Annotated in this window: 18 protein-coding genes; 14 read left to right on the forward strand and 4 right to left on the reverse strand. The window is 34.7% G+C overall.

The features are described from left to right. Nucleotides 1–204: 204 nt before the first annotated feature. The 5 genes from nusB to NWE55_RS11565 all read left to right on the forward strand — a co-directional run bounded on the left by nusB (nt 205) and on the right by NWE55_RS11565 (nt 4188). Nucleotides 205–1146: a transcription antitermination factor NusB gene (nusB, locus tag NWE55_RS11545; RefSeq protein WP_155091746.1), complete on the forward strand. Its 942-nt coding sequence runs from the start codon at nt 205–207 to the stop codon at nt 1144–1146. 18 nt (nt 1147–1164) lie between these two features. Further along, the gene (locus NWE55_RS11550; protein WP_155091745.1) at nt 1165–1614 is read left to right on the forward strand and encodes a DUF1573 domain-containing protein; all 450 of its coding nucleotides are present in this window, start codon (nt 1165–1167) and stop codon (nt 1612–1614) included. Nucleotides 1615–1642: 28 nt separating this feature from the next. Further along, complete coding sequence (gene yajC, locus NWE55_RS11555; RefSeq protein ID WP_155091744.1) at nt 1643–1918, forward strand: preprotein translocase subunit YajC; 276 nt, start codon at nt 1643–1645, stop codon at nt 1916–1918. 838 nt (nt 1919–2756) lie between these two features. After that, a complete protein-coding gene (locus NWE55_RS11560) occupies nt 2757–3485 on the forward strand; it encodes a helix-turn-helix transcriptional regulator (protein WP_258204073.1) in 729 nt (242 codons plus the stop codon). Nucleotides 3486–3732: 247 nt separating this feature from the next. Next, nucleotides 3733–4188, forward strand: coding sequence for a GyrI-like domain-containing protein (locus tag NWE55_RS11565; RefSeq protein WP_258204074.1), 456 nt, complete (start codon nt 3733–3735; stop codon nt 4186–4188). A 240-nt stretch (nt 4189–4428) separates the two neighbouring features. Here the strand turns inward: NWE55_RS11565 and gap are convergent, their stop codons facing one another. Beyond that, nucleotides 4429–5436: a type I glyceraldehyde-3-phosphate dehydrogenase gene (gene gap, locus NWE55_RS11570; protein ID WP_155091741.1), complete on the reverse strand. Its 1008-nt coding sequence runs from the start codon at nt 5434–5436 to the stop codon at nt 4429–4431. Between the two features lie 49 nt (nt 5437–5485). Further along, nucleotides 5486–6358, reverse strand: coding sequence for a lipoyl synthase (gene lipA, locus NWE55_RS11575; protein WP_155091740.1), 873 nt, complete (start codon nt 6356–6358; stop codon nt 5486–5488). 400 nt (nt 6359–6758) lie between these two features. Between lipA and nhaA the strand changes: the two genes are divergently transcribed. The 6 genes from nhaA to NWE55_RS11605 all read left to right on the forward strand — a co-directional run bounded on the left by nhaA (nt 6759) and on the right by NWE55_RS11605 (nt 15111). Next, nucleotides 6759–8108, forward strand: a complete 1350-nt coding sequence (gene nhaA, locus NWE55_RS11580) for a Na+/H+ antiporter NhaA (RefSeq protein ID WP_155091739.1) — start codon at nt 6759–6761, stop codon at nt 8106–8108. Between the two features lie 139 nt (nt 8109–8247). After that, nucleotides 8248–9879, forward strand: a complete 1632-nt coding sequence (locus NWE55_RS11585) for an ABC-F family ATP-binding cassette domain-containing protein (RefSeq protein ID WP_155091738.1) — start codon at nt 8248–8250, stop codon at nt 9877–9879. Between the two features lie 472 nt (nt 9880–10351). Then, complete coding sequence (locus NWE55_RS11590) at nt 10352–11743, forward strand: TolC family protein (protein WP_155091737.1); 1392 nt, start codon at nt 10352–10354, stop codon at nt 11741–11743. Between the two features lie 14 nt (nt 11744–11757). Continuing rightward, nucleotides 11758–12744 carry an HlyD family secretion protein gene (locus NWE55_RS11595; protein WP_155091736.1) on the forward strand — a complete coding sequence of 329 codons (987 nt, stop codon included), beginning with the start codon at nt 11758–11760 and terminating at the stop codon, nt 12742–12744. Between the two features lie 11 nt (nt 12745–12755). Further along, a complete protein-coding gene (locus NWE55_RS11600; protein ID WP_258204075.1) occupies nt 12756–13922 on the forward strand; it encodes an ABC transporter permease in 1167 nt (388 codons plus the stop codon). Continuing rightward, nucleotides 13915–15111, forward strand: a complete 1197-nt coding sequence (locus tag NWE55_RS11605; protein ID WP_155091735.1) for an ABC transporter permease — start codon at nt 13915–13917, stop codon at nt 15109–15111. The genes NWE55_RS11600 and NWE55_RS11605 overlap by 8 nt, the downstream gene beginning before the upstream one ends. Before the next feature lie 50 nt (nt 15112–15161). Here the strand turns inward: NWE55_RS11605 and NWE55_RS11610 are convergent, their stop codons facing one another. Next, nucleotides 15162–16001 carry a DUF6929 family protein gene (locus NWE55_RS11610; RefSeq protein WP_155091734.1) on the reverse strand — a complete coding sequence of 280 codons (840 nt, stop codon included), beginning with the start codon at nt 15999–16001 and terminating at the stop codon, nt 15162–15164. A 75-nt stretch (nt 16002–16076) separates the two neighbouring features. Between NWE55_RS11610 and NWE55_RS11615 the strand changes: the two genes are divergently transcribed. From NWE55_RS11615 to NWE55_RS11625, 3 genes are all read left to right on the forward strand, one after another. After that, nucleotides 16077–16949 (forward strand): PPK2 family polyphosphate kinase, encoded by an 873-nt coding sequence (locus NWE55_RS11615; RefSeq protein WP_258204076.1) that lies wholly within the window; start codon nt 16077–16079, stop codon nt 16947–16949. Between the two features lie 181 nt (nt 16950–17130). Next, nucleotides 17131–18504 carry an MATE family efflux transporter gene (locus NWE55_RS11620; protein WP_155091732.1) on the forward strand — a complete coding sequence of 458 codons (1374 nt, stop codon included), beginning with the start codon at nt 17131–17133 and terminating at the stop codon, nt 18502–18504. Between the two features lie 11 nt (nt 18505–18515). Beyond that, nucleotides 18516–18761: a DUF8828 family protein gene (locus NWE55_RS11625; protein ID WP_155091731.1), complete on the forward strand. Its 246-nt coding sequence runs from the start codon at nt 18516–18518 to the stop codon at nt 18759–18761. Nucleotides 18762–18773: 12 nt separating this feature from the next. Here NWE55_RS11625 and meaB read toward each other — a convergent pair whose 3' ends face one another. After that, the gene (gene meaB, locus NWE55_RS11630) at nt 18774–19868 is read right to left on the reverse strand and encodes a methylmalonyl Co-A mutase-associated GTPase MeaB (RefSeq protein ID WP_258204077.1); all 1095 of its coding nucleotides are present in this window, start codon (nt 19866–19868) and stop codon (nt 18774–18776) included. Nucleotides 19869–19961 lie beyond the last annotated feature (93 nt).

Below are 19961 nucleotides of genomic sequence, written 5' to 3' on the forward strand. Positions count from 1 at the left end.
TTTGTAATTTGTTTGTTTTGACCATGCAAAAGGCAAAGATAGCGTATTATAGAATAGATAGAATTTAAGAGATTTAATAATTTACTAAAAATATCGTTAAAAAATAACTCATCGCATCTTTCTTGTTTGATTAAAAGTATATTTTACTACCTTTGCGCTGTTATAAGAAAACAACAACAAATTTATAAAAAGTTCTTAAGTAGCATGTTAAACAGAAGACACATTCGTATAAAGGTTATGCAATCACTTTATATGATGCAACAAAGTAACTCTGAAAATATCCAAGTAGGAGAGAAGTTTCTAAACAATAGTATAGAAGACGTACAAGATTTATACTTGTTAGTGTTAACGACCTTAGTAGAGGTTCGCAAGAAAGAGGAAGAATATATCTCTATAGCACAGAAAAAACATTTAGCTACATCTGCAGAACGCAATCCAAACAAAAGACTTATCGAAAATAGCGTACTTCTTTTATTAGAGAACTCTATATCTATTACCTCTAAGTTGGAGGAGAAGAAGTTAACGCAGTGGTCAGTATATGACAACTATATCACTATGTTACTTGAGGAAATCAAGGAAAGTGATATCTACAAATCATATATGGCTAAGTCTTCAGTGACATTTGAAGATGACCGCGATTTTGTGGTGGATATTTTCACTGAAATCATTGCTCCCAACGAAAAAATATATTCTTTCTTTGAAGATTATAAATTAACTTGGTTAGATGATTTACCTGTGATTAATACTTTGATTCAAAAGCAATTGAAGAAATTAAAGGAAAGAGATACCCAAGTATTTGTTCCAAAGATTTTCAAAGACGAAGAAGATGCTGATTTTGCAACTAATTTGTACAGAAAGACAATTTTGAACTTTCAAGAATTATTTAGAGAGTTTGAAGACAAAACTCCTAACTGGGATGCTGATCGTATCGCGGAGATAGATACAATTATCTTGCGTATGGCGATTTGTGAAATGTTAAAATTTAATAGTATACCTGTTAAAGTGACAATTAATGAATATTTAGAGATTGCAAAAGAGTATTCTACGCCAAAAAGTAGTATTTTTATCAACGGAGTATTAGACGGTATTTCTAAAGCTTATGCTGAAGAAGGAAGACTAAACAAAGTAGGAAAAGGATTACTTTAAATTAAAATACAATAAAAAATGAAGAAAAGCTTGTTGTTAATCTGTACAGTAGCCTTGTTTGCGGTTGCTTGTGACGGTAAAAAGGAAGATGCTACTAAAAGAATTGACGTAGAAAACGCCAACAAAGTAGAATCTCAAGTTAAGAATACTAAATTTCCTAAAGTTAAATTTGATAGATTATCTCACGACTTTGGAAATGTGAAAAATAACGATGCTGTATACACTGAATTTGAACTTACAAACGTAGGAGAAGATGATTTAGTGATTATCAATGCAGAAGCTTCATGTGGTTGTACTGTACCTGAATATCAAAAAACACCTATTAAACCTGGTGAGACTTCTAAAATTAAAGTGCGTTTTCAACAAAGTCAACAAGGACTTCAACAGAAAACAATTACATTGACTACGAACACAGAAAACGTAGTTGAATTATTGACAATTCAGGCTAATGTAGCTCCAAGAGATTAAGTAATTATAAATTCGAAAAATATAGGACATGGAAGGAATGACAAGTTTTTTACCCATTATCTTAATGTTTGCAGTGATCTATTTCTTAATGATTAGACCGCAACAGAAAAAAGTAAAACAAGAAAAAGCTTTTGAAGCAGCATTAAAAGTTGGGGATAGAGTAGTAACTAAATCTGGTATTCACGGAAGAATTGGTGAGATCCAAGAAACTACGATTATCTTAGAGACTATGGCAGGTAAGTTACAAATTGAAAAAGTAGCTATCTCTATGGATTTCTCAGCTAAGCTAAACGAGAAAAAATAAGATTATCTATTTATTAGAGTAGATTTGAAAATAGCAATCCTCTTTGTTGTCAAAACAAAGAGGATTTTTTATTGTATTTACTTCTATGTCCTAAGATTGCGTAAAGGTGATTCAAGGTTAAAGAATTTCTGGAAAAGTGTAGTCTCTTATTAAGAGGGGATAATAAATTATAGCGAAATACTAAAGCATAGGTTACGCACTTCCTTAGAATAGTGTTTTAATATGCACCTTTTAGGTGAATTCGAAGGCAACCTCTATATCAACTTGAATAAGCGAATGTTCTCAATTGTCTGTATGCTGAAATCAAGCACATTTCTTTAGCTTTTTACAATAAGATAATTATCTATAGTTTTTTGTTATGAGGGAAATGACTGCAATATGGTTGGTACTTTCTTGGGGGTTTCTTGGGGGATGCTAGGGGTTTTCTTCGAGAAACACCCCTTTTTGGCAGTAAAACTGCAAGGATACCGCAAGAAAAGGGCAAGAAAGTCCAAGGAAAGTACTATTTTTTGTTCAACTATTTAACCGTAGATGCTACATTAGCCAAATACTACAAAGCAATTTTACTTCATATCTCTTTTATTAGTTCTAAAACCATACTATGGTATACTTTACTCAGTAATTCAGCGCTATTTTGTGTGATTGTTTTTTGTTCAGATGTCTATTGTGTAACCTGGGTTAAACTCCTAATATGATTTACGTTATTACAAAAGGGAAATAAAAATGAAAATCTTGTTAAAAGAATAACTTGAGGTCTCTACATAGGTACAAACTTTTGTATGCAAACCAAATTTTGATCTTCTTTGTATCTTTGTGAGTATTACAAATTATGCTATAAATGTCCGAATCTATCCCCCGGTTGAATAGGCTGTCTGCAATTTTAGTGCAATTGCAGTCTAAGCGATTAGTGACTGCAAGTGAAATTGCTGCCAAACACAATGTAAGTGTTCGCACTGTGTATCGCGATATACGAGCTCTTGAGGATTCAGGTGTTCCTATTGTTACTGAAGAAGGCAAAGGGTATTCTATTATGGAAGGTTATTCTCTACCGCCTATTATGTTCTCTCAAGAGGAGGCTAACGCTTTGATTACAGTAGAACAACTTATCGGACAGAATAGCGATAGCTCTCTTGTTCAACAGTATTGCAGCGCTGTTGAAAAGTTAAAAGCTGTGATGCGTTTTAGCCAAAAGGAGAAAATGGAGTTGTTGTGTGATCGCATACAAGTAAGACCAAATTCCACAGAAAGAAATTCGAGTGATTTGCTTGTGAGGTTGCAATCAGCTATGGTTAATTATCAGGTAGTTGAAATTGCGTATCTCTCTTTGGATAATAAGAGAACCGAGAGAGAGATTGAACCATTTGCTTTGTACACTACTCAAGAGAATTGGATTTTAATTGCCTTTTGTCGCCTTCGCAGTGAGTTTAGAGCTTTTAGATTAGATCGTATTGAAAGGATGCACGTGTCTTTGAAGTGTTTTGAACCTCATGATTTAACTTTACAAGAATATATAGAAAGCTGTCGTCAAAAGTATCGCAATAGTGTAGAGGAGGTCAAGAACGCATAGCTTGTTTTTCTTCTTTCTTTTAGGTAAGTGTGTTCCTTAGATTTTTTCGTATCCAGTAGTGTCGCCTATGGTAGTTACTTTGATTTTTTAAGGCTATTTAATTACTGTGTGCTAATTTTTTTTTCATTTTTTGTATGCTGATGTGTATTATAGAGAGTGAATTTTTTTCATTTGTGTTTTACCCCTGACATACTGTTGACATTCTGTAGTATTATTTTTGTGGAAGAATTAAAAAAAGATAATTAGAATGAAAACAATTGAAGTAAAGCCATTTTATATCATTGGTATTACCGTGCGAACCTCTAATATGAATAATCAAGCTGCTAATGATATTCCCATGCTATGGCAGCGATTTATTAACGAAAATACAATAGAACAAATTCCCTCTAAATTAAGTAATGAGATTATTTCGATGTATACAGAGTACGAAGGTGATCACACATTGCCTTATACGACTTTGTTGGGATGTAAGGTTTCAAGTTTAGCCCAGATTCCAAGAGGTATGACAGGGATAGCTGTCGAGGGGGGAACTTACTTAAAGTTTACAGCTAAAGGTGATTTAACAAAGGGTGTTGTTATTCAAAAGTGGGTGGAAATTTGGAATCAAGACTTAGCGAGAAGGTTTACACACGATTACGAAGTATATGGTGATAAGGCTTCTAATGCAAGTGATGCAGAAGTAGATGTTTTTATTGCCGTTTGATAAGTGAATATATGTCTACATGAGAAGTAGATAACTACTATTTAAGAAAAGCAAAACCTTTAAGGGGATGTTTACTTGCACTTCGCACTAGTATACTTAGACAAAATATTTACATTTGGGAGACAATGAAATAGGGAGGACCTTTATCTCAGTGGAAGTGTCAAAATAAAAAAGTAAAAAAGAAAAGCAGTTTGCTTTATGTCATCATGTGGACTTCAGTAAACAAACTGCTTCGTAATATTATTTTTTTATGGAATCTACATATAGAATCAAATCAATCAATCGCGAGGAATAGCCGATTTCATTGTCATACCATCCCACTACTTTAACCATCTTGTCGAGTACAGATGTGAGCTGTGAGTCAAACAGGCAAGAATGTGGGTTGCCTATGATATCAACTGACACAATGGGATCAGAAGTATAGTCTAATATTCCTTTTAAATGTGTTTCTGCTGCTGATTTGAATGCTTGATTTATTTCTTCGATGGTAACTTCTCTTTTGACATAACAAGTTATATCTGTCAAAGAGCCATCAGGAACGGGAACGCGAATACCTCCACCGCCGATTTTACCTTCGTATTCAGGGAATATTTTAGTTAATGCCTTAGCTGCTCCAGTGGTCGTAGGAACAATTGATTGGGCAGCACCTCTTGCCCTGCGTAAATCTTTGTGAGGTTGGTCGTGTAAGCTTTGATCTGTTGTATAAGAGTGAACAGTCGTGATATACGCTTGTTCTATACCACACAATTCCTTGATAACCTTCACCATTGGCGCTGCATTATTTGTAGTACAACTGGCATTGGAGATGATTAATTCTTCTCCTGTAAGTATATCTTGATTCACACCCAGTACAATTGTTTTTATGGTATTGTCTTCTGGAGGAACAGATAGGATTACTCGCTTAGCTCCTTGTTCGATGTGCTGCTGTAGAGCATCATATGTTTTTCTCTTACCTGTAGACTCAACAACGTAGTCTATATCAAGGTGTTTCCAATTGATTTGTTGGATTTCACTTTGTCTAAAGAAAAAGATCTTGCGTCCATCTACATAAATGTGATCTTGATCATGGGTAATTTGATTTGGTAGAATCCCGTGAATACTATCGTATTTAAGTAAGTGAGCCATTGTTTGCGTATCCGCTAAATCATTAATAGCAACAACTTCAATTTGGGGATGACTAAGGAGTAGTTTGAAAAGGTTACGACCGATACGGCCAAAACCATTAATCGCTATGCGTATTTTATTCATAAACTATTAAACAAGAAGGTCGCTTACTAAGCGACCTGTTTCTTTATTGTTATAAAAGGTGTTTTTGTGCTCTATATGAAGAACGAACTAAGGCTCCACTTTCTACGTGTCTGAATCCTAATTCCAAACCTATCTCCTCATACTTTTTGAACTGTTCGGGAGTGATAAACTCTTTTACAGGTAGGTGCTTTTTACTTGGTTGTAAGTATTGACCGATTGTCAGTACATCCAAGTTCACTGCTCTTAAATCATGCATGGTTTGGATTACTTCTTCTTCAGTTTCACCAAGGCCTAACATGATACCTGATTTAGTTCTGTTGATTCCTTGGTCTTTCAAGTATTTTAATACTTCTAAACTTCTCTCGTATTTAGCTTGTATGCGCACTTCACGTGTTAATCGACGTACTGTTTCCATATTGTGAGAGACAATTTCAGGAGCTACTGCAATGATGCGATCTATGTTTGTCTCTATTCCTTGGAAGTCTGGAATTAATGTTTCCATTGTTGTTCCAGGACTTATACGGCGTACAGCATCTACAGTTTCTGCCCAAATGATAGAACCTCCATCTTTTAAATCATCTCGGTCAACACTTGTGATTACTGCGTGTTTAATCTTCATTAATTTGATAGAGCGAGCTACTTTTTCAGGTTCATCCCAGTCCACTGTTTCTGGTCGTCCTGTTTTTACACCACAGAATCCACAAGAACGCGTACAGATGTTACCTAAAATCATGAATGTAGCGGTTCCTTCACCCCAACATTCTCCCATGTTAGGACAACTACCTGATGTACAGATTGTGTGAAGTTTATATTTGTCAACTAAACCTCTTAATTCTGTATATTTTTTACCAGTAGGCAATTTTACACGTAACCATTTCGGTTTAGCTTTTGGCTGTATATTTGAATCTAAAATTGAGTCCATATTTTTGATTTTCAAAAAGCAAATATACTTATTCTATCTATTTTTAACCACTCTTTTAAGAGGGATTTAGCTAATTGGTTGTATATCAAAGTAAAGGAGGTCTTGGTCTTTGTGGTTATATGGTGTGATTTGGATGTGAATTGCTGTTAGTCAGATTGTTGATTTTTCAATGGTTATAAGCGATAAGAATGGGGTAGAACAAACAGACTTGATTGATTCAATGCACTACATTGTCAATTTACTTCTATTCAACTTTAATTCATTTGTCTTTTTCAAGGATTAACAAGAAGGTTTAAGTACTGTAAAACCTCGATAATCACAAGATTTAATACAAAAATAAGGTTACTAATTTGCCTAAAAGTATCAGAAAAACTATATTCGCTAACAAATTTAAAAAACGATGGATAACAATATTAAATTATCTCCAGCAGATAAATGGATTACGGCGCCAATGAGTCGATTTATGAGTAAATCTACGTCTGGTGGGATAGTATTATTTTTAGCTGCTGTATTTGCTATTTTTATGGCTAATTCTCAATGGGCTGATGCATATATGAGCTTTTGGGATGATAATCATATTGGCTTTACGCTTAATGATATGACGTTGAATCACTCTTTAAAGCATTGGGTGAATGATGGATTGATGGCAATCTTTTTCTTTGTGGTTGGTTTAGAATTGAAACGAGAATTGACAACAGGAGAACTGTCTTCACCTAAGAAAGCAATGTTGCCTATCATAGCGGCTATTGGTGGAATGGTGGTACCTGCTACTGTTTATTTGATCTTCAATGGTGGAACTGATGCAGCACATGGTTGGGGGATTCCGATGGCAACTGATATTGCTTTTGCCCTTGGAGTACTGTATTTATTAGGTGATAGAGTACCTACTTCACTTAAAGTGTTTTTGACTGCTTTAGCTATTGCAGATGACTTAGGTGCTGTATTAGTTATAGCGATGTTCTATACAAGTGATTTGTCAATTACTAATTTGGGAATGGGACTTGGATTCTTTGGATTGTTAGTGTTGAGTAATTTAATAGGAATCAGAAATACAATTTACTATGCTATTATTGGTATTGGTGGAGTGTGGTTGTGTTTTTTACTATCTGGTGTTCACGCAACGATTGCAGCGGTTTTAGCAGCTTTTGCAATTCCGAGTACGGCAAAAGTTAACGAATCATACTTCGTTACTAAATTAAATAGCTTAAGAGATCGATTCAGTAAAATTGATCCTGATGATAAAATACCAAACTTGACTGGTGCTCAGATGGAGTGTGTTCACGATATAAAAGATTTGTCAAGAGATGCTTTACCAGCTTCTATTCGCTTGGAGCACAGTATGCATAACTTTGTAGCTTTCTTTGTAATGCCTGTTTTCGCACTTGCGAATGCTGCTATTCCAATCAGCTTAGGTGACGGTGGTTTCAGTGCTGTAACTTTAGGGGTGGCATTTGGACTGTTAATAGGAAAAGTTATTGGTGTGTCTGGACTAACTGCTTTGTTGATTAAATTGAAAGTAGTTTCGATGCCTAAAGGAATGACTTATTTGAATCTATTGGGATTAGGATTCTTAGCGGCGATTGGATTTACAATGTCGTTATTCGTTACTGAATTAGCATTTGATATCAATCTACATCCGGAGTTCCCTGATCAAGCTAAACTGGGGATTTTAATGGCTTCAGGTTTAGGTGGAGTTATTGGTTATGTCTTGCTTTTTATGTTTGGTAAAAAGAAAGAAGAAATGGAATAATAAGGGTATATTACCCAATGAATATACAAGCTCTGTGGAAGTTAATTCACAGAGCTTTTTTTATTATTTCAAATCTGCTAAATGGTATCTAACAAATACTATATTTGCAAATAATTATAAAATAGATATACGAAGTTACATGATTACAGTTAACGACATTTCAGTTCAGTTTGGTGGTACTACATTATTTAGTGGTGTCAATTTTTCGATTAATGAAAACGACAAGATTGCTCTTATGGGGAAGAATGGAGCAGGAAAATCTACTCTATTAAAGATTGTTGCAGGGGTAAATAAACCATCTACTGGAAGTATATCTGCACCAAAAGATGCCGTAATTGCTTATTTGCCACAGCACTTATTGACAGAGGATAATTGTACTGTGATGGAAGAAGCATCTAAGGCGTATGCGAGTATATTCTCTATGAAAAAAGAGATTGATGAGCTTAATGAAGAGTTGACTGTTCGCACCGATTATGAGAGTGATGCTTATATGAAGTTGATTGAACGTGTATCTGAGCTAAGTGAAAAGTTTTATTCAATTGAAGAAGTTAATTATGAGGCTGAAGTAGAGAAGATTTTGAAAGGTTTGGGATTCGAAAGAGAAGATTTTACACGCCCAACTTCTGAATTTAGTGGAGGCTGGCGAATGCGAATTGAATTGGCTAAGATCTTATTGCAGAAACCAGATTTGATTCTTTTAGATGAGCCTACCAACCACATGGATATCGAGAGTATTCAGTGGTTAGAGGATTTTTTAATTAATCAAGCTAAAGCGGTGATGGTTATTTCCCATGACCGTGCATTTGTGGATAATATTACAAATCGTACAATCGAAGTTACGATGGGTAAAATCTATGATTATAAAGCGAAGTATTCTGACTACTTAGTGTTGCGTCAAGATAGACGTGCTCATCAGTTAAAAGCGTATGAAGAACAGCAAAAGATGATTGCGGAAACAACTGAATTTATAGAGCGTTTTAAAGGAACTTATTCGAAGACTTTACAAGTGCAATCTCGTGTAAAAATGCTTGAAAAGTTGGAAATAATTGAAGTAGATGAAGTGGATAACTCTGCACTTAGATTAAAGTTTCCACCTGCTGCGCGCGCTGGACAGTATCCTGTTGTGGTAAAAGATCTTTCGAAGTCCTATGGTGAGCACGTGGTGTTTAAAGATGCCAATATGGTGATTGAAAGAGGGCAAAAAGTTGCTTTTGTTGGAAAGAATGGGGAAGGTAAATCTACGATGATTAAAGCGATCATGAAGGAAATTGACTTTACAGGTGACGTAGAGATAGGGCATAATGCTCAAATTGGATATTTTGCACAGAATCAAGCTTCTTTGTTAGATGAGAACTTAACAATCTTCGAAACAGTTGACAGAATTGCAGAAGGAGATATCAGAACGCAGATAAAGAATATTTTGGGAGCTTTTATGTTCTCAGGAGATGATATTCAAAAAAAGGTTAAAGTACTTTCAGGAGGTGAGAAAACGCGTCTTGCGATGGTTAAGTTATTATTAGAGCCATATAATGTGTTGATTCTCGATGAGCCTACGAACCACTTAGATATGAAGACAAAGGACATTATCAAAGATGCGTTAAGGGACTTTGAAGGAACAGTTATTTTAGTGTCACACGACCGTGACTTCTTGGACGGTTTAGCAGAGAAAGTATTTGAGTTTGGAAACAAACGTGTAAAAGAGCATTTTGAGGACATCAAAGGATTCTTAGCACATAAAAAAATGGAAAGTTTACGCGAAATTGAAAAATAGTTACTTTTCTACATAAAAGATAGAGCCCTCTTTAGTTAGAGGGCTTTTTTTATTTATCTACTATTTTATTTTGGTTATGTCTTTCCACTTATAAAGGCAAAGGTAAAAGACGAGTTACTTGTAGTAATCAGTTGGTGTATTTTTATCTTATAAAACTTAGTAGTCAATAGGTTGTGTAGTCGGTGTGTATTGTGTATATTATTATGGAAATGGGTTGTAATGGCATGCGTTTTGATTTACCTACCTTAGTTCCTTTGAACTTGGGTATATGAGTTTCTGTGATAGGTGGTAATAATTTAGGAAAAAACGTGATTTTTTTGTATTAATTAACTTTGTAAAAGAAGGAGTTTTCGCGATTATGACTTCATTTTTAGATAAAATAGTTTAATTTTATGCGAAAATTTGTAGTTACCAAGTGAAGGGATTTTTAGAAAATACAAAGCAAGGTATATATAATATCAAATAGTAGTCAATGAATAGATTGAAATTAAAGGGGATTTTTACTGTTGTATGTGGAAGTATTCTCTGTGTATTTACATCAAACACTGCTCAAGCACAAACGCTGACTTTTTCTCAGGCATATGAAATGATGCATAAAGAGAATAGCGCGTTGAAAGCACAAGAAAAACAAGAAGAAGTGCATGAATACGAATGGAAAGCAGCCAAGGGATTGCGTTATCCAACAGTTAAGGCATTTGGGATGGGCGTTTATTTGGATCGATCTTTAGGAGTTGATTTGAATGGACTTCGCAATGGAGTAGGAGATTTTGTTCATTTACCTAATCCTGAGCTTTTGGGCAACTGGAGTGTTTCTTTTAACAAAAGAGACATGGCTTTTGGTGGGTTTATGGCTACTTGGCCTTTGTTTACAGGAGGAAAGATAAATGCTGCTATCAAGGCAAAAAGTATTCAAAAAGAAATAGGAGAAAAAGATTTAGAGAATAAGCAAAATCAATTGATTTCAGAATTAGCCCAGCGCTATTATGCAGTAAAGTTAGCTGATGAGGCAGTAAAAGTGCGCGAAGAAGTGCTAAAGGGAATGCAACACCATTTGCACGATGCAACTAAGTTAGAGGAGAATGGCATGATCGCTCCTGTAGAGAGGCTATCTGCCGATGTGGCTGTCTCAGAGGCAAGACGTCAGTTGGATGCAGCTATTAAAGATATCAAATTGGCACGCATTGCTTTGGCCAATACACTTGAAGTAGATGAGGTGCCAGAAGACTTGGTAAGTGGTTTCTTTATTTTAGACGCATTGGAGGATTTAGATTTTTACAAAGATGCTGCTTTAATCAACTACCCTATACTTCAAAAATTAGTTCTTCAGAAGGATTTAGCAGAACAAGGAATTAAAGCTAAGAAATCGGCTTACTATCCTACTGTGGCAGCTTTTGGTCAAACAATTTTAGCGCACAATAACCCAATGAGTGCTGGTGTTATGCACGATAATGATAATGTTTGGGTAGTCGGAGTAGGAGTGTCGTACACTCTATTTGAGGGATTGAGAAATCGAAATGAGATTAAGGCTGCAAAGGCTACAAAAGAAAGTGTTGAACTTTTTGAAACAAAAGCTAAGAACGATGTGCAAATGCTTGTGACCAAGTTGTATCAAGATATTGAAAAACAAGTTGAGCAAATAGAAAACTTGTCAACACAAGAAAAGTTAGGAGAAGAACTTTTACGCGTGCGCAACAAAGCTTTTTCAGAAGGGTTTGCTTCTTCTACAGATGTTGTGGATGCAGAAATGAAACTTTCGGGAATTAAATTACAAAAACTTCAAGCTCATTTTAATTATGCTATAAACGTAGCTTCATTATTAGAGTACGCAGGTTTAAGTCAGAATTTTATAGAATACGCAAAATAATATTAAGGTAAAAGATGAAAAATAAAGCTATTAGTGCACTTATAGGAGTAGTTGCTGTTGTTCTCATTGTAGTGATCTCTATTTGGTTCATGACAGGAGATAAAGATTCTTATATTCAAGGACAAGTTGAGGCAACTCAAATAAATGTCGCATCAAAAATACCTGGACGTATTGATGCTATCTATGTAAAAGAAGGGGATAAAGTTAAGAGTGGGCAAGTATTGTTGCAAATTAGTACACCAGAAATAGACGCTAAGTTGGCTCAGGCAGAGTCTGTGCAAAAAGCAGCTCAAGCATTAGATGCCAAAGCGACAAAAGGAGCAAGAGAAGAAGAAATACAAGCAGCCTATAATATGTGGCAACAAGCCAAAATTGGTGCTGAACTTGCCGCTAAAACATATACAAGGGTAGAGAACTTGTTTAATGAGAAAGTACTACCAGCACAGAAAAAAGATGAGGCTTATACACAGTATAAAGCTGCTCAAGAGGTTGAAAAAGCCGCTCATTCTCAATATAGAATGGCAACAAATGGAGCTCGTGTAGAGGATAAGCAAGCTGCTTTGGCTAAAGTACATCAAGCAATGGCTGCTGTGCAGGAAGTGCAAATATTAAAAGGAGAGGGAGAAGTAAAAGCTCCTCAATCGGGAGAGGTACTGACGATTATGCCTAATAAAGGGGAAATTGTAAATTCTGGATATCCTATTGTAAACTTAGTTGATTTAGATGATGTATGGGTATATTTTAATATTAAGGAGAATCTAATGCCTTATTTTAAAATGGGAGCTAAGTTACATGCTAGCGTTCCTGCATTAGGTAATCAAGAGATCGAATTAGAAGTAAAGTATATTGCAGCTCAAGCAGATTATGCAACATGGAGTGCAACAAAAACTAAAGGGGAGTTCGATATGAAAACATTTCTGATTAAAGCTTATCCAGTGAAAAAGGTTGATGGTCTACGTCCTGGAATGAGTGCTTTAGTTTTAGAGAAAAGTTTGAAATAAATCATATTAACGTGAAAAAAGGTTTTGTATCCATATTTAAGAAAGAGTGTGTTAGGATATTTTCTTCTCCAAGATTATTGCTCTTGATGATCGGAATACCGGCTCTGTTATTCTTTTTCTATTCAAGTCTATTGTCGGAAAATGTAGCAAGGAATTTGCCTGTGACACTTTTAGATTTGGATAAAAGTAGTGTATCTCGTCAATTAGTCAGAATGATTGATGCTAATGCTACTATGGATATAGCTTATGAGGTTACAGATGAGTTAGAGGGACAAAGAACGGTTAGAACAGGTAAGTCTTTTGCACTTATTGTTATCCCAAAAGACTTTCATAAGAACGTACAAAACGGATTGGCACCTAATGTGATGTGTTATTTTAATGGACAGTATCTATTACCTGCAGGATTGATTCAACGTGATTTTCAACTGATAGCAGGCTCTTTTGCTGCAGGTGCACAAATTGAAATATTAAAGAAAAAGGGCATGATGCCTGAGCAAACTAAGGGAGTTATTACTCCTATTGGAACAGATAGTCACACTTTGTTTAATCCCTTTTTAAACTATGGTGCTTATTTGAACCTTGGCTTTTTGCCAATGGCTTTTCAAATTGTGGTAATGATTGTTTCGATTTATGCGCTTGGGAATGTTTTAAAATACAAAAGAGGCCATGAATTATTAGAGCAAGCAAACAATAAAGTTTTTGTTGCGATAGTTGGAAAATTACTTCCCTATACAATTGTGTTCTTTATTGTAGGCTTTTTTATGAATAGTTTGTTGTTTTATAAAATACAAGCCCCATTAAATGGCAGCTTTGCTTTTATAAACTTGATTACATTATCATTCATTATTGTGTGTCAATCTATGGCGCTATTTGTAACTTCGGTTGTTACAAGTTTGCGTACGGCTATGACGATTGGAGGAGGATATACTGCATTGGCTTTTTCATTTACGGGTTATACTTTCCCGCCAGAAGGGATGAGCAACTTTGTGCAAGGGCTTAATTATATTTTTCCTTTTCACTCTTATTTGAGATTTGTTATTAGCTATGCTGTTCGCGGTATCTCTTTTAATGGTATGCAACGTACTTATCTGATTGTGTTATCAGTATTTGTTGTTATAGGTATTATTTCGGCTCCGATATATTATTTGCGATTAAAGAAAGGAGGCTACAATGTTTAAGAATCTAATAGCAGGTTTGGCTTTAATTTTTGAAGGTGCTAAACGAGAGGTTAAGTTGATTTTTTCTGATTCAGCAGTAATTACATCTTATATATTTTCCGTTTTATTTGTTTTCTTTTTTTATTCTTACGTTTATTCAAACGAAGTGATAGAAGATTTATCAATTGTAGTGGTAGATCAAGATAACTCTAAGTTAAGTCAACAAGTAGGGCGAATGTTAGATGCAACAGCTCAGGTAAATGTAACTTATAAAACGCAAAGTGTTGACATAGCGCAACAATTGTATAAAGAAGAAAAAGTACATGGTATAATTATTATTCCACCAGATTTTGGACATGATATTCAAAAGGGATTGACTCCTTCAGTTTCAGCTTATTGTGACGCTGCTTATATGCTTTATTATAAGCAAACTATAGGGGCAGTAATGCGTACTATGGGGACGATTAATGCGCAGATAGAAGTAAATAAAACGATGTCTTCTGGTGTACCTATGAAACAGGCAATGGCAAGTAGACGACCATTTAATCCCGTACCAGTTCCTTTGTATAACATAAATTCGGGTTACGGAACATTCTTATTGCCAGTGGTGTTTTTAATTGCTTTACAGACTTTGCAGATTTCTGCTATGGGAGTGATAGGAGGAACACTACGTGAGGGAAATTTGTTTGCGAGAACATTTTCTTATGCGAATAGAAAATATGGTATTTTCTTTTCTACGATTGGAAGGAGTTTAGCTTATTTAGTATTCTCTATGTTCTTAATGATGATTGCTACGTTAGTTGTGACAAGAGCATTTAATTTCCCACTAAGAGGGAATTTATTTGAAATCATCGTATTTTTAATTCCTTTTATTCTGGCAGTTACTTTCTTGGGAATGACAGCCGTTAACTTTTTTAGGAAAAGAGAGGAGGCGTTAATGATTGTAACCATTTTTTCACTGCCAACGATGTTGTTTTCTGGAGCATCTTGGCCAATGAGTTCTTTTCCTCTTTGGATGCAAAAGCTTTCTGTATTTGTTCCTACAACATTAGGAGCACAGGGATATGTTTCCTTGTCGCAATTTGGTGCATCTTTATATGAAATTAAAGATATCTTTATTCAAATGTGGTTAGTTTGTATATTTTACTTTATTTTAGCACTCTGGACCAACAGAAGGTTTATTTGTAAGAAAACTACTAATTCAATATAGCTTTATTTCTGATAAAGCAAAAGCAGATGTATGTGAATACATCTGCTTTTTTATTTGTTTACTGTTAGTTTATATATACCCGTTTGATTTTTGTCGTTGTCGGGATCTTCACATAAGAGAAATTCTATTTCTTTAGCATTTTGTTTGTATATAGTAATTCCTTCGAACTTGTGATTCTCACTGATGACTTTGGTCTTTTCTAATTTGAGTTTCTTTAAGTTGATTTTTCCAATTAAACTTCCTTTAATTTCACCGTCCTTGTAATTGGATGCTACATCTTCTGCAGCAGCTAAAAAGTAAATATCTTCATCTACTTTTACAGCATCAGTAAAAGAGCTCTGTACTTTATTAATCTTTGGTAGTTTAATAGGAAAGTAAGTTAATCTAAAGTTATCTATAATATTCTCACCTGTAACAATGAAGATTCCATTTTGACTTTTAGGTCCATTACCTCTATTAAAAAAATACCAAGTCTCACCGTCTAATATTGCACCTTCGATATTGAAGTTGTCATTGTCTATACCTGCAAAAGCTTTCATCGACTCGTAAAGAATATCCAGTTGCTGGGTACTGATAACTTCATTAGTTAGTTTGTGCACCTCAATTAAGTCAATTCTTTTCTCTGTAGAACCTGAACCAAATATGTAGTAGTTTAATTCATTTTGTGTGATGGATTCAAAATCGGGTTTCATATTCTTAGCGATATTCTCTTGACCATAATCTTCTTGGCTTAAAGGAGTTTTTGTAAAGAGAGTATTAGTCATGTCATAGTGATATAAGTAAGTGCTGTTATCAGCTATGAGGTGTATTTGTTCATCGTTGTATACTATACCGGATGCAGCACTTAATCCGAATATGTGGAATAGAAATTCTAATGTCAATTGTTTCATTTTAAAAATGTTGGATATATAATTTCAAATCTAAATAAAAAATGTTAATTTTTAAGTTCTAAAATAAAGATGATTATGGGATTTGAAAAGAAGTACAAAGTATTAGGGGATATAAAATTAGATGAACTTGCAACTAAACCTGATTTTGAGATGAAATCAAAAAAGGCAGTGCGAAAATTAGATGAAGTGAGTCGCCGATTGGGGAAGTTTCAAGATATAATGTATGCACATAATCGCTACAGTGTTCTGATTTGCCTACAAGGGATGGATGCTGCGGGTAAAGATAGTTTAATCAGAGAGGTATTTAAATCTTTTAATGCCAGGGGAGTTGATGTACAGAGTTTTAAGCGACCTACTTCTTTTGAGTTAGAACACGATTATATGTGGAGGCATTATGTTACTCTTCCAGAAAGAGGAAAGTTTACAGTATTTAATCGCACCCATTATGAAAATGTGTTGGTTTCTAAAGTACATTCAGAAATAGTGCTGAATGAGCGCATTCCTAACATTGAGAGTTTAGAGGATATCACTGATGATTTCTGGGAAAAAAGATACACTGAAATACAAAATTTTGAAAAGCACATTAGCAATAATGGAGTGATTGTGCTAAAGTTCTTTTTGCACATGAGTAAGGATGAGCAAAAGAGTAGAATACTGCGCAGATTAGATAAGGACAAACACAATTGGAAGTTTGAGCCAGCTGATGTTAAAGAAAGACAGTATTGGGAGGATTATCAACGCTACTATGAAATGGCAATCAGTAAAACTTCTACAGAGCAATGTCCGTGGTATGTCATTCCAGCAGATAATAAAGATTTGTGTCGTTATATACTCGCAAGTATTCTTGAGGAGGTAATGAGTCAATATGACGATATTAAGATTCCTGAATTGCCAGACAATGTAAAGGCAGATTTAGCTTTGTACAAGGAGAGGTTAATGAGTGAATAAGTCAATGTAGAATAACCTTTTTAATGTTGCTGTATGACCTTGTTTGTAAAAAGAAGTGAGGTTTTTATTTTTAGATTATTTTTTAATACTATAGGAATAGGGGAAATCTTTTTAAAGCATTAGTATAATTGAGATATATTATCGAAATCAACTCATTATATTTGCAAAAAAGTTTTAGAGGATGAACTTATCGATTTACTTTAGTGAGTTTAGATATAATATAAAGTTAGCGTATCCTATTATTTTAGCTATGTTAGGACATACCATAGTTGGAGTAATAGACAATATAATGGTAGGGAAAATAGGTGCTACTGAATTAGCAGCAGCTTCACTTGCCAATAGTTTTGTGTTTATAGCTATTTCTTTAGGAGTAGGTTTCTCAACAGCTCTTACGCCTTTAATAGCGCATAGTGATGCGGAGAATAATACAAAAGAAGGACGTTCAGTTTTTGTGAACGGACTATTTCTATGTACGACTTTAGGTATATTATTGTTTGCGATAATTTACTTTGCTAAACCGTTGCTTATGCATATGGGACAACCAGAAGAAGTAACAGTTTTAGCAAAGCCCTTTTTGGATATCGTAGCTTTGTCGTTGATTCCCATGGTAATGTATCAAGCCTACAAGCAATTTGCAGACGGAAAATCGCAGACCAAGAACGCCATGTATGCAACTGTAATATCAAATGTAACTAATGTTTTATTTAATTATTTATTGATTTATGGTATTTGGATTTTTCCTGAGCTGGGAATGTTAGGAGCAGCATATGGAACTTTGATTTCTCGATTGGTCATGATTGTTTACATGCATTTTGCTTTGAGAAAGCAAGAAATGTTCAAACCTTTTCTGTTGGATATTAAATTATCAGAGGTAAGTAGAGATATGTTGAGTAAAATTACCAAGATAGGAATACCCTCTGGTATGATGAGCTTCTTCGAAGTAGCATTATTTGTAGGGGCAGTATGGTTGTCGGGCATGATCGGTACTGTATCTCAAGCAGCTAATCAAATTGCACTGAGTATGTCTTCTATGACATTTATGTTCGCCAGTGGATTAAGTGTTGCAGCAATGATTCGCGTGGGTAATCAAAGAGGACTAAAGGATTATGTAAAATTAAAGACCGTAGCAAGATCTATTATGCTGATGGCTGTAATTATTTATATAGGTTTCGCTTTGTTCTTTATAGTGTTTAGAAATTATATTCCAATGCTTTTCTTGGATAACAAGGACTTGGTAAATGAGGTAGTCAATAGTGAAGTAATTGCAGTTGCTGGTCAACTGTTGTTAATCTGTGCATTCTTTCAAATTTCAGACTGTATTCAAGTAGTGACATTAGGAGCACTTAGAGGACTACAAGATGTCAATATACCAATGATTATAACATTCATTTCTTATTGGATTGTAGGATTCCCTGTTTCAATCTACTTGAGTTTATATACTGATATTGGTGCTCCAGGGATATGGATTGGATTATTAGCAGGATTAACAATGGCCGCAATTTTTTTATATCTTCGCTTCCACATATTATCAAATAGATTAATCAGAAACAATTAATACATTATACAATGGAATTACCTAAATTCGTTTTAGCAGATAATACAGATAACCCAGACGATATCTTCATTATTCACTTAGAGTTTCCTCGTTTTATTATTAACTTAAATACAGATGAGATAGAATTTTTAGAGTCTATAGAAGAATCTGAAGAAAGTGAAGTTGAGTCAGAAATGGAAACGCTAATCGTACAAGCAGGAAAGTTTTACGAACGCGAAATGGAACGATATGTTGAAGATGAAGATTTAGAAGATTAATTTTCTGAAAGCTTATTCTTTGAAATAAAGTTTTAAAATATCTTGAGCAGCTGCGAAAGGTGATATCTCACTATTTTGCACTGCTTTTTTATTGTGTACAATTTGCTGTTTGATTATAGGGTCATTATAAAAACGCATCAATATATTTTCATTAATAGTTTCCATCATCCAATATTGATTTTGTTCTTTTCTTCTATTTTCAAAATAAGTATTTTCTTTGGTCAGATTGATGTAATCTTGTATAAGATTCCAAACCTCCAATATACCAGTGTTTTGCAAGGCACTGCATGTACGTACTTTTGGAGTCCAATCAGATGCTTTCTTTGGAAATAGGTGTAGAGCTCTATTGTATTCAAGTTTAGCTTGATGGGCTTTATTGATATTTTCGCCATCAGCTTTGTTTATAATAACAGCATCAGCCATTTCCATAATACCTCTTTTTATTCCTTGTAATTCATCACCTGCGCCAGCGAGGTTAAGCAATAGAAAAAAGTCAACCATACTGTGTACTGCTGTTTCACTTTGTCCTACACCAACAGTTTCAACAAGGATTGTGTCAAATCCACAAGCTTCACATAGGATTATACTTTCTCTTGTTTTTCGAGCAACTCCACCTAAGCTATCTCCCGATGCTGAAGGACGAATATAGGCGTTCTCATCCTTTACAAGGTCCTCCATTCTTGTTTTATCACCTAATATACTTCCTCCAGTGACACTGCTACTGGGATCAATGGCTAAAACAGCAACCTTCTTACCTAAAGAAGTGAGTAGTTTACCAAAAGCTTCAATAAAAGTACTTTTACCTACACCAGGAACTCCAGTTATTCCGATTCGAATAGACTTATTAGCATAGGGTAAGCAGCCTTGAATAATTTGTTCTGCTTGACTGTGATGCTGTAAATTTAAGCTTTCTACTAAAGTAATGGCTTGGCTGAGTGCTACTTTGTCTTGTTGAATGATGCGATTAATTATTTCTTCAGTATTGATTTTCTTTCTTCTTCTTTCCTGAAATCGCTTAATTGCCTGTGCATTGGTAATATTTGGTTGTTCAATACCTTCATTTTCTTGTAAAGCTGATTTGTTTGGATGAGGGTTTGATGTGTGCACGGTAATAAGTTTTTGTAGTTGATAAAAAGTAAATGTAGTAAAATTATCCGTTCGTATAATTTAAGAATATCAAATTATGTTCTTAGGCTGTAT

Source organism: Myroides albus (assembly GCF_024722315.1).
GTDB classification, from domain to species: domain Bacteria; phylum Bacteroidota; class Bacteroidia; order Flavobacteriales; family Flavobacteriaceae; genus Flavobacterium; species Flavobacterium album_A.